This window comes from Bacillus sp. T33-2 (genome assembly GCF_002860205.1).
In the GTDB taxonomy this organism is placed as follows: domain Bacteria; phylum Bacillota; class Bacilli; order Bacillales; family Cytobacillaceae; genus T33-2.
The window spans coordinates 18,610-33,036 of the sequence record NZ_PGVB01000026.1; the positions used below are offsets into that span (position 1 = coordinate 18,610).

Annotated in this window: 15 protein-coding genes; all 15 read right to left on the reverse strand. The window is 45.4% G+C overall.

The genetic code is table 11. The features are described from left to right. Positions 1 to 92: 92 nt before the first annotated feature. The 15 genes from CVD19_RS17255 to yhfZ (CVD19_RS17325) all read right to left on the reverse strand — a co-directional run bounded on the left by CVD19_RS17255 (position 93) and on the right by yhfZ (CVD19_RS17325) (position 14,045). Complete coding sequence (locus CVD19_RS17255; RefSeq protein ID WP_101583754.1) at positions 93 to 830, reverse strand: 2-phosphosulfolactate phosphatase; 738 nt, start codon at positions 828 to 830, stop codon at positions 93 to 95. Between the two features lie 36 nt (positions 831 to 866). Further along, complete coding sequence (locus CVD19_RS17260) at positions 867 to 1,979, reverse strand: aminotransferase class V-fold PLP-dependent enzyme (RefSeq protein WP_101583756.1); 1,113 nt, start codon at positions 1,977 to 1,979, stop codon at positions 867 to 869. Between the two features lie 29 nt (positions 1,980 to 2,008). Further along, positions 2,009 to 3,286: a YhfT family protein gene (locus CVD19_RS17265; RefSeq protein ID WP_257985184.1), complete on the reverse strand. Its 1,278-nt coding sequence runs from the start codon at positions 3,284 to 3,286 to the stop codon at positions 2,009 to 2,011. Between the two features lie 63 nt (positions 3,287 to 3,349). After that, positions 3,350 to 3,712 carry a DUF2620 domain-containing protein gene (locus CVD19_RS17270; RefSeq protein ID WP_101583760.1) on the reverse strand — a complete coding sequence of 121 codons (363 nt, stop codon included), beginning with the start codon at positions 3,710 to 3,712 and terminating at the stop codon, positions 3,350 to 3,352. Between the two features lie 56 nt (positions 3,713 to 3,768). After that, positions 3,769 to 4,149, reverse strand: coding sequence for a PRD domain-containing protein (locus CVD19_RS17275; RefSeq protein WP_101583762.1), 381 nt, complete (start codon positions 4,147 to 4,149; stop codon positions 3,769 to 3,771). Positions 4,150 to 4,236: 87 nt separating this feature from the next. Further along, the gene (yhfZ, locus tag CVD19_RS17280; protein WP_101583765.1) at positions 4,237 to 5,160 is read right to left on the reverse strand and encodes a GntR family transcriptional regulator YhfZ; all 924 of its coding nucleotides are present in this window, start codon (positions 5,158 to 5,160) and stop codon (positions 4,237 to 4,239) included. Positions 5,161 to 5,407: 247 nt separating this feature from the next. Continuing rightward, positions 5,408 to 6,157 (reverse strand): glucosamine-6-phosphate deaminase, encoded by a 750-nt coding sequence (gene nagB / locus CVD19_RS17285; protein ID WP_101583767.1) that lies wholly within the window; start codon positions 6,155 to 6,157, stop codon positions 5,408 to 5,410. Positions 6,158 to 6,190: 33 nt separating this feature from the next. Continuing rightward, complete coding sequence (locus CVD19_RS17290; protein ID WP_101583769.1) at positions 6,191 to 7,381, reverse strand: phosphopentomutase; 1,191 nt, start codon at positions 7,379 to 7,381, stop codon at positions 6,191 to 6,193. A gap of 3 nt (positions 7,382 to 7,384) precedes the next feature. After that, positions 7,385 to 8,548 carry a YhfX family PLP-dependent enzyme gene (locus tag CVD19_RS17295; protein WP_101583771.1) on the reverse strand — a complete coding sequence of 388 codons (1,164 nt, stop codon included), beginning with the start codon at positions 8,546 to 8,548 and terminating at the stop codon, positions 7,385 to 7,387. Between the two features lie 7 nt (positions 8,549 to 8,555). Beyond that, positions 8,556 to 9,671, reverse strand: a complete 1,116-nt coding sequence (locus CVD19_RS17300) for an aminotransferase class V-fold PLP-dependent enzyme (RefSeq protein ID WP_101583773.1) — start codon at positions 9,669 to 9,671, stop codon at positions 8,556 to 8,558. 75 nt (positions 9,672 to 9,746) lie between these two features. Continuing rightward, positions 9,747 to 10,661, reverse strand: coding sequence for a phosphotriesterase family protein (locus tag CVD19_RS17305; protein WP_101583775.1), 915 nt, complete (start codon positions 10,659 to 10,661; stop codon positions 9,747 to 9,749). A gap of 54 nt (positions 10,662 to 10,715) precedes the next feature. Further along, positions 10,716 to 12,215 (reverse strand): YhfT family protein, encoded by a 1,500-nt coding sequence (locus CVD19_RS17310; RefSeq protein WP_101583777.1) that lies wholly within the window; start codon positions 12,213 to 12,215, stop codon positions 10,716 to 10,718. 9 nt (positions 12,216 to 12,224) lie between these two features. Beyond that, positions 12,225 to 12,596 carry a DUF2620 domain-containing protein gene (locus CVD19_RS17315; protein ID WP_101583779.1) on the reverse strand — a complete coding sequence of 124 codons (372 nt, stop codon included), beginning with the start codon at positions 12,594 to 12,596 and terminating at the stop codon, positions 12,225 to 12,227. Beyond that, positions 12,596 to 12,961 carry a PRD domain-containing protein gene (locus tag CVD19_RS17320; RefSeq protein ID WP_101583781.1) on the reverse strand — a complete coding sequence of 122 codons (366 nt, stop codon included), beginning with the start codon at positions 12,959 to 12,961 and terminating at the stop codon, positions 12,596 to 12,598. Before CVD19_RS17320 ends, CVD19_RS17315 begins: the two co-directional genes overlap by 1 nt. 163 nt (positions 12,962 to 13,124) lie before the next feature. Further along, positions 13,125 to 14,045: a GntR family transcriptional regulator YhfZ gene (gene yhfZ / locus CVD19_RS17325; RefSeq protein WP_101583783.1), complete on the reverse strand. Its 921-nt coding sequence runs from the start codon at positions 14,043 to 14,045 to the stop codon at positions 13,125 to 13,127. Positions 14,046 to 14,427: the final 382 nt, after the last annotated feature.

Genomic DNA, 14,427 nt, shown 5'->3' on the forward strand with positions numbered 1-14,427 from the left:
TCGTTCATTATACAATTGTAAACTTTTACATGCTGATTACAAACAAAAAGCAAAGCCCTTGGACGATTGTCCGGGCTTCGCTCTTACTTTCTTTATTTGTTGCGCAGGGCATCTACAATCCTGTCGTCTGTGACTTCCGGCACAACCCGTATAGATCCTCGTTCCGCTGCGTAACGTACCTCATCTATCAAGCCAAACACAGCCAGTTCCCTGCCAACTATCGATTGCTCTAGAAGATCCTGGTAACTGTCTTCATGTTTTTTGTAAAAATACAATGCGGTTCTCGCCGCATCTGTCATTGTGTACTTTTCCTCACTATTGCCGACCAGACTATTTAGGAAATAACCCGCGCCCAGAAAGTCCTCCAGGCTAAAAGATCCATCCGAGCCCGAACATACAACGACCAGATTTTCTCCCTTATCGATCTTTTTGATGTAGGATGCGACATGCTCTCCATTCAAGAATGAGGAAGTATAGATCTTTTTTGCTTTATGGCATTTATTTATTGCAACCGTCCCATTTGATGTAGACAAAATAAGTGTTTTCCCTGATACATGCTGTTTTAGGGACACAGGCCAGGGTGCCAGAAAACCTTCTATAATTTTACCTTCAAGCTCACCAGCGAGGACAAAGGTTTCAGCAGGCAGTCCTATTTTTCTTTCTGCTGCGTGTGAGCTGTCCCTGACAGGTATGACGGAAGCTGCACCATGTTCGAGGGTGGCTGCAATGGTCGTGGTAGCCAGCAACACGTCTATGATGACAGCAATTTGCCCATCCATGATTTGTTCGTCAATCATTTCTTTTTGCAACACAACATCTACTGCTGGCATCACTGGACTCCCCTTTTTATCTTTTATAGGCTCATTTCAGTTTTTAAACCTCGTTTCCACATCATGTATGGCCTTTTTCAGGATATCCACGGCCAGATCAGCTCCACTGCGCATCAGGTTTATCCTGATGCCTGTTTTGATCAATTCTGGGTTAGCTTCCAGAAATGAACCAGAAACACGGTAGATCATCGGCAGTATTTCAAAGCGGGATTCTGCACCAACAGGATAAACGGCAGCGCCATGCTTTTCACTTTCGGCAATAACCTCTTGGGCAATTGGTTCCTTAAGTGTCACGATAACATTTTTCTCCTGGGCATTGGCGACAATGGCCTGCTCGACCTGCGGTATTCCCCCTGAATTTAATTTGTCAGCCAGCCGTTGAGTCTCTTCATTTTGCACAGCCATCGTTACAGGGGCAATCACGAGAGACCGCAACAGCTCCATGGCCTCGTACCCTTGCACCTGGCCTCCTCCAGAATAATTTCGCTGACGGATTGTGTTGATCGCTTCTTCCTCACCGACGATCATCCCAATCCCTGGAGGTCCCAACAGCTTGAACCCTGAGAAACAGGAGTAGGACGCACCAAGCTCGACACCAATGCGCGGCACCTTGAAAACTGTATAGTTGTCATCCACGACAATCGGAAGTTCAGGTCGCACTTCCTTAACCGATTTGATTAGGCTGGCTAAATCGTAAGTATCATCAGGCATTTGCCTCGAATGCTGTGCATAGAAAACTTTGCAACCTGTATGCTCGGAAAGCACCGATTCCAGTTCGTGCTGATTATTAAAGTCCACAAATACCGGATTTAATCCGAGCATGCGTACCGTTTCTTTTGTTGTCGTATACATGGGACTTTTATGCATAAATAACTTATCGCCAGCATTGAGGAGCGCAGACAGGGTATAACGGATCGATCCTGTACCGGCGCCCCTAATCAAGGCACATGAAGGTACACCAAAAAATTTTGCCAGAACGTTTTCCACTTTCCTCGTATGGCTCGGCCTGCCCAGCCCTGGCACAACCCCCAGGTCCCCCTGGTTGAAAAACTCACTGCCACTGAACTCGTCAGCGATCGACTTTGTCAGCTCAAATTGTTTTTTCATGGCTTCATCAATACTCATTGTTGTCAATAATGCTGGATTCATAGTTTCCACTCCAAAATTCAGTTTTCTGATTATTGAACGATGTACAGGCCTGTCAATGCTAAAATATTCACCAAAATACCAACAATGATTGCCGCAATTGGCCCAGCTGCCAAACGGATGACTGGCTTGCCGGCAATTTCATTCAGGATATAAAGTGCAACCACCATGAACATCCCTGTGCCTGGCCAGATTTGGTTGGCTGCATTAATACCGCCGACTAACAGGGCGATCTCGAGTATTTGCAGCATGGCACTCCTGATATTATCACCAGAAAGTTTCAGCGCAGGGAATTTATTTAAGAATTTCCCGATCCGTCCCATGCTTAATACCTCTGCACCCATTGCACCTGCACCCAGCACCCCTGCCATAACAGGATTTGCAGACACATATCCGAGCCCAATGATCCAGTCACACCATCCATTAGTCGCATACACACCACTCACCAGTGCTGTTGTGATGACTAAAGGCATGAATGCAAGTGCCTGGATGAAGGCTACCAGTGCGGCTGATGTGATTTCCCCGTCTGCAAGCAGAGCTGCGGCGATAGGCTCCCCGGCAATCCAATGATAATTGGCCGCGATTGCAAGAATGGCACCCATCGGCAGCAGGAAGTATATATTTTTTCGAATTCGTTTTACGTTTTCAGCAAATAAGCCGTCACCGATATCTTCTACTCTCGATTTGTCACGGGCCGCATAAGTGATGAGACAAATCATTCCGACAAGCATGGCAATGCCCTGTGTACTTAAAGCCACTTCATTACCAGCAATGTTTACCGGATTAATTCTCTCTGTAATGATCCAGCCAAGTGCTGACAAAAGAAATGTAATAAGGCCTTTTCCTTTGCCGAACTGATACCCGACAGCAATGGCAGGAAACGCAACAAATGCGTAAATAATCGGGTCTCCAACAGATGCCAGTGCATCCAGGAAGTTTACAGGCAAATATTCAAAACCTTTGATGATTGCATCAAGTGTGAGTGGAACGATTGCCCCATAAACTACCCCAATGAAAACGGCAAGTGCTGTATTTTTAACAAACGTCCCGATAATATCTGCGGATAGTAACACAATGTGAATGACTATGATTCCTGTGGCTATTGTAATGGGCATGGCGAAGCCGGTGATAAAACCGATACTGATCGCAAACGTTACACCGCCAAGCTCCCTTCTTGTCATATTCCCATTCAAGAATTCTGGCATGATCGGCCTTAAGCCATCATGATATACTGCTATCGACCGGTTTGTTAAAAAAGTCGCATATCCTCCCATCAAGGAAAAAATCACAATTTTAATAATATCTACCATTTCCACCCCTCTAACCCCCAATATTCGTATTAACTGCCAGTTTTCGCTGAAAATCTATGAAACTTATTTACTCTTTAATAGTTTCAGAAGCATCGGGACAGCAGCACCGGCCTGATCTGCAGTAAATCCGAACGCCTTTGACCCCTTATTTATCGCGTCCAGCACCTGCTGTTCTTTCGGCGCACGCCCTGCCATTGCAATTGTGGCACATTTATCCCTGCCTAGCAGGCCGTAGGCCATCCCTAAAGCACCTCCGGCTCCACTCTGGCATGCGCCAAGGTAATAGTCGTACTCCCCTGTTTTAACTTTTAATGCAGCCTCCATATCAGTGAAAATGTCAGCCGTCATGTCCGGGGCACCTTCTCGTTCCACGAGTTCTTTTATTTCCGTTTTGCTTAATTGCCCGCCGATTGCAAATTTAGTCATGAAAAACCCTCTCCTTTTCGTTTGTTTAGTTAAGATGAATGCGGGGCACTTCTACATCATCCCGTTTCACCCCCTGTATTTACCTGGAATACAAGACTGTAATGAATCATTAAATAGCCCTTTTCCGCATCGGGCAATGCTCTACCCCACTGTTCTTCGATATATGAAACCTCATTGCGTGCCTCATCAGCATAGCCAGCATTGAGTGCTTCTTGCAGTACCTGAGCAGGCGGATTTTCAATGTTTTCGCCTGATGCCAGTCTGCTCAATGCCATAGGAAGATGGGTGAATAGCATTTCTCCTTGTAGGATGTCTTCGCGGCTGAGTGTTGCTGTCAAGTGGCCATAGGCTTTCACGGTTATTTGGGCCGCCTCAGCCGTGATCGTATTAGAAAATTGCAATACTCTTAGTCTCTCATTTAGGTCATCACGATTCATATAGAACCTCCAATATACAGTATTTAGTATTATGGCTCAGAAAAACCCCTCTAAATAGTCAAGGGAACATTGTAATAATGATACCTGCTAATACTGGGGAAATTTCCTGCCGGTCTCGACGAGTCGTTGTGTATTCAGCACAATTTGTGTATCAAGCAGCATAACCTGTTTTTTGACCTCTTCACGGCTGGAGTCGATTACAATCGTTGCTTCTGACGTCTGTTTCGTGAGTTCTTTAGCTTGTTCAGACTGAAAATCCACCGCGTTGAAAGTCTCCATAGATCGAATTTCATCGACATTCCATACTGCCGCATCAATTTTTCTCTCTTGCAGCATTTGAAACAGCAGCATGTAGTTAACATCTACAAAATGAACATCAAGTCCCTCGCATTCCAGTAGGGTAATTTTTGATTGATCCGGTGATGACCTGTCAATTCCCACTTTCATGCCAGATTCAATTTTTGTTTTTCCATGGTCCGACAAAAATATTTTATGCTCGGATACATATGAACCTGCTCCAAATGTTTTAACAATCTCAAGCCCTCTGTGCGGAATGTTCCATTCTTCTGCAGCCAATCTCGACACGATGGCAAAATCATACCGCCTTGCTTTAAGTGCTTCCAATCGGTTGCTGGCACCCCGCATATAAGCCAGGCTTATCCGTTTGTTAAGAGTTTGAAATCCATCCACGATACCTGTGGCCAGTCCCTCATATTTTTTCGAGTAGGGCAGTGGCATTGCACCAACCAAAGGACCTGTTCCAGATACATCTAATAAAACGCTTACATCTTTATTTAATAAAAAAGTGCCTAAATGCCCTCTTGCTTCCAATTCGATGGCGCCGAGCATCTCTAACTGCTTTAGTGCACCTTGCACAGTACCCCTTCCTAGACAGAGCCTGTCACAAAAATCAGACACCGTTGGAATTTTCTGCCCAACTTCCACAGCGAGTAATTCCAGTGCAATATGTTTTGCGGCGATGCCATTTTTCGAAAATAAACTTTCCCACATTTTATTCCTCTGCCTTATAAATATACTATATCCTGTATCTTGAATATATCAGTTCGGCCGGCAGTGGTAAAGAATAATTTATATTAAATTAGGAAAATTGTCATATTTCTAAGCAATTGGTCAGTAGTAAAGATGTATATTCCTAAGCATGCCAAAAAGAAGTCACACCACTACCACGAGGGGACTTCTTTTTGTATAACTCTCCAGCGCCCATTTTGGACTCCGGTATAGATTTACGTCCGGTCTGTCAGCTGACAAGGCCCTTTACTTTTTTTAATTTCGAAACCGCTGCCGAGTCAGCAACGACAATCACATTCGGATGGTTCCGCAGAACTGATGCCGGGCAATCAGTGCTCACGTTGCCCGCAAACATCCTAAAGATTGCTTCAGCCTTGTTTTCTCCTGAGGCGAGAAGCAGGATCTCCTTGCTTTTTAAAATTGTGGAAATCCCCATCGTGATTGCGTAGGCCGGCACTTCTTCCTCATCGCCAAAATAGCGGGCGTTGGCCTTCCGTGTCGACTCTGCCAGTTTGACGATATGGGTTGGTGTATCAAAAGGGGTGCCTGGTTCATTGAAACCGATATGGCCGTTTTCGCCGATGCCCAGCAATTGCAGGTCCACACCGCCAATGCTGTCAATTATTGCCTCATAATTCTTTGCTTCCTGTTCGATGTCATCTGATTGTCCGTTTGGAATATGGACATTTTCCTTCGGGATGTTGATATCGTTAAACAGATGTTTATACATGAAGTAATGGTAGCTGTTTGGGTTTTCGGGAGAAATCCCCACGTACTCATCCAGGTTATAAGTACAGACGTCCACGTATGATGTCTGATTTTTTTTAAAATCATCAACCAATAATTCATATGTCCGCACAGGAGTGCCGCCTGTCGCCAGGCCAAGCGCCGCATCAGGTTTGGACTTTATTTTCGCCAGTATGTGTTTGGCGGCAAAAATGCTCATCTCTTCGTAATTTTTTACTTCAACAAGCCTCATCGTTCCACTCCTCCCTTAAAGGCTGAAATGATTTCACATGATGTCCTTTAGAAAACTTTTTCCATATTCAGGCGGTTCAACACCAGTAAATTCTGCCAATGTTGCCGCGATATCTGCCATTGTCTCCCTCGTGCCAATCGACACCGGCTTCACATTTTTCCCTACCACCAAAATAGGCGTTTGTTCCCTCGTATGGTTGGAATGCCCGATCGTCGGGTCGTTCCCGTGGTCTGCTGTTATAATGAGGACGTCGTCTTCACCTAATTCCGGGATAAATGATGCCAGGAACCGATCTGCGTCCTCCAGCACTTCCTTGTACCAGACACTGTCCTCTTTATGGCCAGCCAGATCCGTCTCCTGGACATTGACAAGGAAGACCGCATTGTCTTCACTATTATGGTAAAACTTCCGGTATGTTTCGAGAACATCCTTTGTATTGACAACTGGATCCTTGAACCCGCGTGCCTGGATCACATCCGCCGTTTTGCCGATCCTATACACAGGGATGTCATTCATTTCTGCAATATGGGCAAATTGTTTTTCAAAATCGACACCGTACCCTAAATGGAGCACCTGGTACCCTTCTCCGTAAACATTGGCTTTTGGGGCATCAACGCCCCATTGCAGCCCGGAATTTTTCTCTTTTACGACAGAAAGGATTGTCTCAATGTCTGATTTTTTATTGCCAAAGACAATGACACGGCTTGTGTCCACATTTTCCCGGACAATTTTCCCTATTTGGGATACTTCCTTAAAGTTGAGCTGTTTCAGGTCCCCCACGACATTGATGATATTGCCGACCTGTGACTCGAGGTTGTCGCCAATGACGACTGCTCCATTCACAAGCAGGACGGTTGCCTCATCAATTGGATAAACCACTTCATACCCATTCGCTTCCAGCGACTTTTTAATCTTTGGCCCCACTTCGCTCATCAACCGTTTTTTGGGCACTCCCGGTTTGCTTCCCATCAATTCCTGGTGCCCCATGAATGTGTCTGCCCCAGGATGGGCGAGGTTACTCTTTCCATAAGCGGCAGTCGGCGTACCTACATCGTCTACTATTTTCCCTAAACCAAGTCCATACAGAGTCGGAATGCTTAGCTGGACGGTTTCCCTGATATGTTTATACGTATGGGCGGTTACGTCTTCAGGCTTTACTTCCCTGCAGTCTGCCATTGCGCCAACACCAAATCCGTCCAAAACGAGCAAGGTTATTTTAGCCATGTTCTACATCCCCCTTCTTTGAAAATGAACGAGCTCAGGCTGGCTGGAATTCACATTTCTAATGAATGCGACATGGGCCCTTGTGACAAAGATTTGCGTCCGGAACGCGTAAATAACTGTATCGCCGGTATTCATCCCGGCTTCACGCCGGAGGCAGCCATAGTAATCGATGTTTTCCGGTGACACACATTCAACACTTGTTCGTTGGTTCACAATATCATTTTCATTGCTTCCAAATAAGGCGCCTTCCATGTTAGAACGGGCATAAAATCCTCCCGCAATCGTATAGGCATGTTTTTCATCCATATGCGAGATTTCAGAAACGTAGACAATGCTCGGAATTTCCGGCAAATCTTCGCGATACGCATGCAAAGGAGTTGTCCCAGTGATAGAGTGTCCTGGCTCGCCATGGGTGACTCCCCATTCCTTCAGCATCGGGATGCTATGGCAGCTTGTGGCGCTAGGAGCGTTCACATGGCTCACCTTAACTCCCTTTCTTTCAAGAATTTCGCGGGCGAGCTTTATCGTTTCGATGTTTGAAGTAAACTTGAAATCATCTTTTTGTTCATTAATCTGCAGTACAGGGAAGCTCGTAATCCCGATGACGCGGATCCCTTTTAGCTTGAGAAGTGTATCAAGGCTTTCTTCAAGCTGTCCGATCAAAAACCCGCCAAATTGCCCCGGGTAGACCATATCATCTGGTTTGATCACACGGAGAATGACGTCTTGCGTCATCCCCAGTTTTTCCGCTGCGGCAGATAATTGCGCTGCCCGCTCAACTGAAAACAGGGTGACAACTTCTGGCTGCAGCTTTGTCAGTACATCTTCCCACTGGGATTTGCCTGGCTGGACTATGTGGCCGATATTCCCGATCTGGCAATTCTCCTTCTTCAGCTCAATTGCTTCGTCAATATCAACGGCGACAGCACGGCCGATGCCGTTTTGCTCGATTATCCGGCCGACGAACCCGCTTCTGCCAATTTGTTTTGTCATATAATACAGGTTAAGTCCATGTTCCTTTGCTGATTCACTAAGTTTCCTGACGTTATGCTCAAGAGAATCGAGATCGATCGCATAAGTATTGGCCGGGATGATTCCCTGTTGATGGAGCTTGGTGGCCGCTCTGATTAATCCTTCATTTCGCTTGAGCGTCATATTTAAAAACACGGCCAGGTCACCTCCTTGAGATTTCTTCCATTACCTGGTGTAATATTCGGATTACAGTGCTTGCAGAAGATTTCATCGGATTCACACGGGCTCCGTGCAGTTTTAAGTCAGGCCTGCTTTCCAAAAAGCTGCCTGAGACCCGATATACCATTGGGACTAATTCGTAGCGGGATTCCGCTCCGACCGGATAGGTCGCTGCCCCGAATTCGGAAGCCAGCTTGATTACTTCTTGTGCAATTGGGTGTTCAAACTCGACTATCACGTTTTTCGATTGTGAGTTTGTGATGTACGCTTCCTTTATGCCCTGGACTTCGCCATTATTCAAACGGTGGCACAGCTCCTGGACCTGCTCGTTTTGGATCGCGATCATGACCGGGGCAAATGCGAGGCTGCGCAGCAGTTCATGTGCTTCAAACCCCTGGACCTGCCCGCCCCCGGAGTAATTCCGCCCGTGCAGCAGTTCGATTGTATCTTTTCGGCCAATGATTACGCCGATTCCCTCCGGGCCTAAAAGCTTAAAGCCGGAGAAGGTTGAAAAATCTGCTCCCATCTGGCTGCCGATTTGTTTCATTTTCATCGCGCAATAATTGTCATCTACAACGACCGGCAAGTCCGGGCGTCTTTCTTTTACTAAAGAAATGATTTCTTTTAAATCGTAAGTATCGTCAGGCTGCTGCCGTGAATGCTGCACGTAGAAGACCTTCGAAACTTTATCATTTTCTAGTGTTTCGACAAGGGCATCATGGTCATTAAAGTCAACATGGTTTTGCTTTAACCCCAGCAGCCGGAACGTTTCCTTTGTTGTTGTATACATTGGCGCAGAATGCACGATACACTGGTCGCCAGCTTCAAGCAGCATGCTTAAAATGTTCCGGATCGCTCCAGTTCCGCTCCCCCGCACCAAGGCACATGCCTCGGCGCCGAATGTCCTTGCCAGCACCTTTTCGACTCGGGCCGTCATTAATGGCCGGTGGTATTCCGGGTGGAGCCCGACGTCACCGATGTGAAAAAACTCGTTATTCTTAAATTCCTTCGTGACCTCATCCAACAACCTGAATTGCAGGTTTTTTGCTTCGTCCAGGGTCATATTTTTTAAAACAGACCGTTCATATTTTAGGCTCATTTCCTGTCCTTCTTTCTAATTTCAGAATAGAGGGCGCGTACGGCCCCCTTTTACTGAACTAAAAGTGAATTGACATTAAAAGGCTAAGAATTTGCGTGGATTGTGAACCAGCATTTTTTCAATGATTTCATCGGTGACGCCATTTTGACTGAGAGCCGGGATGAAATTTTCAAACAGGTGGTTATAACCATATCCCCCGGTCGCCTTTAAATGTGATTTTCTCGTGATGTCACAGGAAAGCATGATCTGGTCTTCATATCCACGCTCAAGCAAGGCAAGCAGGTTATCCACCTTGTCGGAATCTTTCCGGTAGCTGTTCTTGCCGATCGTGTCGAACTGGATATAGGCTCCGCTTTGCAGCAGCTCCAGCTGTTCTTCCATATCTTCATTTAAGTCTTGGTGCCCAAATGATACACGGTTCAGTTTGACATTATATTTCTGGAAAAGTGCCAGCTGCTCTCTGCCCATTGTGCCAATTTCGCAATGGGTGCTGATAGGGGCACCTGTCGTTTTATGGGCCATGATAGATGCTGTGAAAACTTTCTCTTCGGTTTCGGTAATTTCATTCAGGCTGCTGCCGATTTCAGCTATCAGTCCTGCCTTGATTGTTGTGTCATCCATTCCAGTTGTGATATCACGGATCATGATGTCAGCAAGCTCTTCCGCTGATTTTTCAAATACAAACGCCGGATAGACGGACTCCTTATAAAATCCGGTGGAGGCAACAATGACAAGATCATGTTTGTTTGCGATGTCAAGAAGCGCCTGGGCATCTCTTCCCATCCCGATGTTTGAAACCTCGATGATTGTATTGCAGCCGGAATTTTTGAGCTCCTCGATCTCCTTATCCAGTGCAGGAGAGTTCTCCAGTTTTGAGTCCTGGTCCTGTTCCTTCCTGACCCCTGAAAGGTCAAAAACAAGATGCTCATGTATCATCGTTTTCTTAACAGCATTAGGGTCGACAAGGCCAGTTACGGCATGAATCTTCATTATGAAACATCTCCCAAAACGAAAGGCAGGCATAAAACCTACCTTTCAGTGAATTTAGATTAAATGAAGGAAATACAGCAGGTTAAGGACAATACCAGTCAATATGATTGCTACCGGACCTGCGGCCAGCTTCATGATTGGACGTCCCAAGCCTTCATTTGCAGCATATAGCAGGATATAAATCGTTAATGATAACCCGATAGCCTCAGGCGCCATCTTCATGGCCGCAAAAGCACCGCCGATGAACAATGCCAGCTCAATCATGGAATTCATGGATGAGCGGATGTTATCGGATGATTCACGCAATGATGGATAACGCTGCAGGAAGCGTCCAATCCCGCGAAGGGCAACTACTTCAAGGCAAATCCACAATGCACCGACGATACCGGCAACAACTGGGTTTGGCAATAAATATCCAATCGGGAAAACGAACGTTAGACCAACAACTCCGTAAACCCCTGTAGCAAGGGCAGTCGTAACAATCAATGGGATAAAGCTGATACCCCGGATAAAGTCAGCAATCGCGGCACTTTGCAAGAGGTCCCGCTGCTCCTGGCCGGACGCATCCCATGCCTGTTGCAGGATCGGCCCTGAAACCTCTGAACCTGTCATCAGCCCAAGGTTCGCAGCCATCGCCAGAAGGGCGCCAATTCCCGCCAGGATTGGAAGTCCCTTGTAAATCCTTTTCGTACGAGCTTCAAAGATATTTTCTTCCTCTGAATCTACTGAAATATTACCCTTGTTCTTAAGGTCTTTAGCAATCGCAAAGCTTACTAGAAGGATCATCCCGGCAAGCATCAGAACAGCGATCTGCATCGTAAAACCGCCGATGGTCGTGCCCAGGGAAAAATTATTGTTTGCCTGAGCTATTAAATCCTGTACTTGTCCATTCCCCCCGGCTTCTTTCAGCGCATTTATTTTAGCCGCAAAATCAGCGTCTTTTGGAAAGGTCACATCTGTTAATTTTCTTGCTTCTTCGACAGCTGCATTTGCTTTATCTGTGTAAATCCCACCAATAAGAGGGAGCAGCTGGCGTATGACTAAAACGATAAGACCAGAAATAAGTGCTCTCACCCAGCCAAACTGATATAAAATTGCGATAATCGGGAATGCAGTAAAGGCGACAAGAACTGGGGTTGACAGTTCGCCCAGGGCGCCAAGCAAATCTATTGGCAAAGCGGTAAATGCCGCTTGTACTCCAGTCAGGCCAAATAAGGCAACAAGCCCCCACGCACCACCAAGCGCTGCAGCAATCCACCATCGGGCAGCCATAACTCCTAAAATATCAGTCGGAAGGAAAAGCAGCCACGGGTTTAATAGTTCAAAAGATACCGCGAAGGAAATTCCGACAGACACGATAAAACCAATACTTAAACCAAAAGAGATCGAGGCAAGTTCAGTCCTCTTCATCCTGCCTTCAAGGAATTCTGGAAGGATGGGGCGGATTCCATCATGGAATACCGCTTTCCCCCAGTGTGATGCCAATGCAGTAAGCGCTGTCAGCAAAACTACGACAACGATTTCAATTAACGAAGTGTTTTGAAAAATGTCCATATGTTCCTCCTACTGAAGACCGTGTTTTTTTAGCAGGCTGCCGACAATGATTGGCACAGCCTGTTCAATGCTCTCTACAGCCATCCCGAAAGCAATCTTGCCTTCGTTGACCAATTTCTCGATCGCCTCTGCATTTGGTTTTTGGCCATTTTTTGCAACAGTAGAGCAGTTTCCATACCCAAGTATTCCGATTGCAACCGAAAGTGCAGCACCGCCGCCGCTGTTGCAAGCGCCAAGATAATAGTCAGCGTCGCCAGCTTTTACTTTTTTAGCACCTTCAAAATCAGAAGTGACCGTGACCTGGACATGCTCTCCCCCTGCTGCTTTCACAGCTCTTTCAGTTACATCCTTTTTAAGTCCTCCAACAACAATTCGTAACATTATTCATTCCCCTTTCCAGTTAATAAGCAGAAATACAATGTGATAAACGCCGCTTCAGCATCAATATTTGCACCTTTTGGATTGTTAGCCTGCAAAAGATCCTTTGCGTTTTGGTAATACTCCGGGTTTTGCGCGATGACGGTTTCCAGCTCTTCGGAAATCTCTGATACCGGATTGTTTTCGGAAATCCTTTGCAGCGCAACAGATAAATGGCTTGCAAACGAGCCCGCATTTTCCTCGGCAAGTTTTACATCAAGATAAGCCTCGACCTGATCAAACAGGACAGGCAAGCGGCCATAAATTTCGTCACTGATTTGGTTTGTATCATGCAGTAAGTCAAGTCTTTCTTTTAAGCTGGCATCCATGTTGTTACCCCTTTCATTTTTGCACTGATGTATTTTCAGGTAAGCTTAGATTTTGATAGCTATTTGTAATTACACACTTCAAAACTGCTGGTTATATTTAAAGTAACCACCCCCTGAAAGGTTGAAATCAATGTACAGTATTTTGTACTATGACTTAAAAAAATTAATACTTTGGCATAAGGTCGCCATTGACTACCCTTGTCTGTATATCTACTATTTCCCTGCCCGAAAGCAGGCTGATAATATAGGCCATCTTCCTGTTGTCCTTTTTAATGACACATACCGCCTCGTTCATTTGCTTTTCGTACTCGATTGCCAATGGAGACGTCAGCGGCTGGATATTATGGACTTCAAAATCGATTTCGTCCACATTCCAAATCATCGCGTCAATCGTACCGGCTTTCAGATGCTGGAGCAAGTGCATATAGTTAAGCTCCAGATATTCGATGTCCATGCCGTTTGCTTCTGCCTGTGTCAGGATCTTCTGGTCTGTCGAAAAGCTGTCAATCCCGACTTTCATCCCATCCTCAAGCCTTTTCTTTTCTGTATCTGAGAAGATGATCGCATGCTCTGAAACATAGGTTTTCCCGCCGAATTCAAGCGCAATGGTTAAATCGTCATTTTCATTCAATTCTTCCATGGCTGAAAACTTGGACATCAATGCGAAATCGTATCTGCCTTCCTTCACTCCTTCAAGCCGTGGCTTTGAGCCCCGCATAAAAGCTATATTGAGAGACAGCCCGAGAGATTCCCATTGGGATGTAAACCCGGTCGCCAGCCCCTCGTACTTTTTAGAATATGGGAGAGGCATCACTCCTTGGATGCGGTTTGCCCCAGAATATGTTAAAAGGTTGGGCACACTTTTATATCTTAAAAAAGTGCCAAGATGCCCCCTCGGTTCCACCCTGATGCAATTTTCACCTTCCAAAATCTTTAAGGCTGTTTGGATCGTGCCCCGCCCTACTTCAAACTTCTCCGCAAAATCACTGACCTTCGGCAAGCGTTTATTAACCTCTATAAAAAGCAGCTCTTCAGCAAGTTTTTGCAGGACAATGCCTTGTTTGGAATAAAAATTCTCCCACATTTTCAATCACCATTTTATCAATATACAATTTATTGTACTTTACAATTGCAGTTTAACACGAACAGAAACCGTTTACAACAGTTTTATTTTGATTTCTTTTTTGAGCCGGTTTTCCGTCTGCCATGTGCTTGGCAGATATTAAAATGAGGAATGTACAATTTATTGTATTCTAATTGATTATAGTGTAACATTCTAATTAACCGCTTACAATAGTTTTTTATTATTTTAATAATAATGGTAGGTTCCCGTAGTACGTTTCAATGTGCACAATTAGTTTTTCGGCAGCGGAATTTCATCAACCAACTGGACTAATATAGGCGGCATGTACAGAAAATTGTATATTCAGTACTGTTTAAATACTATTTTAGGAACTTAATAGAAA

What these genes read in the sequence shown, in the direction of transcription:
- CVD19_RS17320 (WP_101583781.1), bottom strand. Translation starts at nt 12,961, where the DNA reads ATGGATGCCAGCTTAAAAGAAAGACTTGACTTACTGCATGATACAAAC.
- CVD19_RS17310 (WP_101583777.1), bottom strand. Translation starts at nt 12,215, where the DNA reads ATGGACATTTTTCAAAACACTTCGTTAATTGAAATCGTTGTCGTAGTT.
- yhfZ (WP_101583765.1), bottom strand. Translation starts at nt 5,160, where the DNA reads ATGTGGGAAAGTTTATTTTCGAAAAATGGCATCGCCGCAAAACATATT.
- CVD19_RS17300 (WP_101583773.1), bottom strand. Translation starts at nt 9,671, where the DNA reads ATGAGCCTAAAATATGAACGGTCTGTTTTAAAAAATATGACCCTGGAC.
- CVD19_RS17290 (WP_101583769.1), bottom strand. Translation starts at nt 7,381, where the DNA reads ATGGCTAAAATAACCTTGCTCGTTTTGGACGGATTTGGTGTTGGCGCA.
- nagB (WP_101583767.1), bottom strand. Translation starts at nt 6,157, where the DNA reads ATGAGGCTTGTTGAAGTAAAAAATTACGAAGAGATGAGCATTTTTGCC.
- CVD19_RS17260 (WP_101583756.1), bottom strand. Translation starts at nt 1,979, where the DNA reads ATGAATCCAGCATTATTGACAACAATGAGTATTGATGAAGCCATGAAA.
- CVD19_RS17255 (WP_101583754.1), bottom strand. Translation starts at nt 830, where the DNA reads ATGCCAGCAGTAGATGTTGTGTTGCAAAAAGAAATGATTGACGAACAA.
- CVD19_RS17265 (WP_257985184.1), bottom strand. Translation starts at nt 3,286, where the DNA reads ATGGTAGATATTATTAAAATTGTGATTTTTTCCTTGATGGGAGGATAT.
- CVD19_RS17315 (WP_101583779.1), bottom strand. Translation starts at nt 12,596, where the DNA reads ATGTTACGAATTGTTGTTGGAGGACTTAAAAAGGATGTAACTGAAAGA.
- CVD19_RS17305 (WP_101583775.1), bottom strand. Translation starts at nt 10,661, where the DNA reads ATGAAGATTCATGCCGTAACTGGCCTTGTCGACCCTAATGCTGTTAAG.
- CVD19_RS17270 (WP_101583760.1), bottom strand. Translation starts at nt 3,712, where the DNA reads ATGACTAAATTTGCAATCGGCGGGCAATTAAGCAAAACGGAAATAAAA.
- yhfZ (WP_101583783.1), bottom strand. Translation starts at nt 14,045, where the DNA reads ATGTGGGAGAATTTTTATTCCAAACAAGGCATTGTCCTGCAAAAACTT.
- CVD19_RS17275 (WP_101583762.1), bottom strand. Translation starts at nt 4,149, where the DNA reads ATGAATCGTGATGACCTAAATGAGAGACTAAGAGTATTGCAATTTTCT.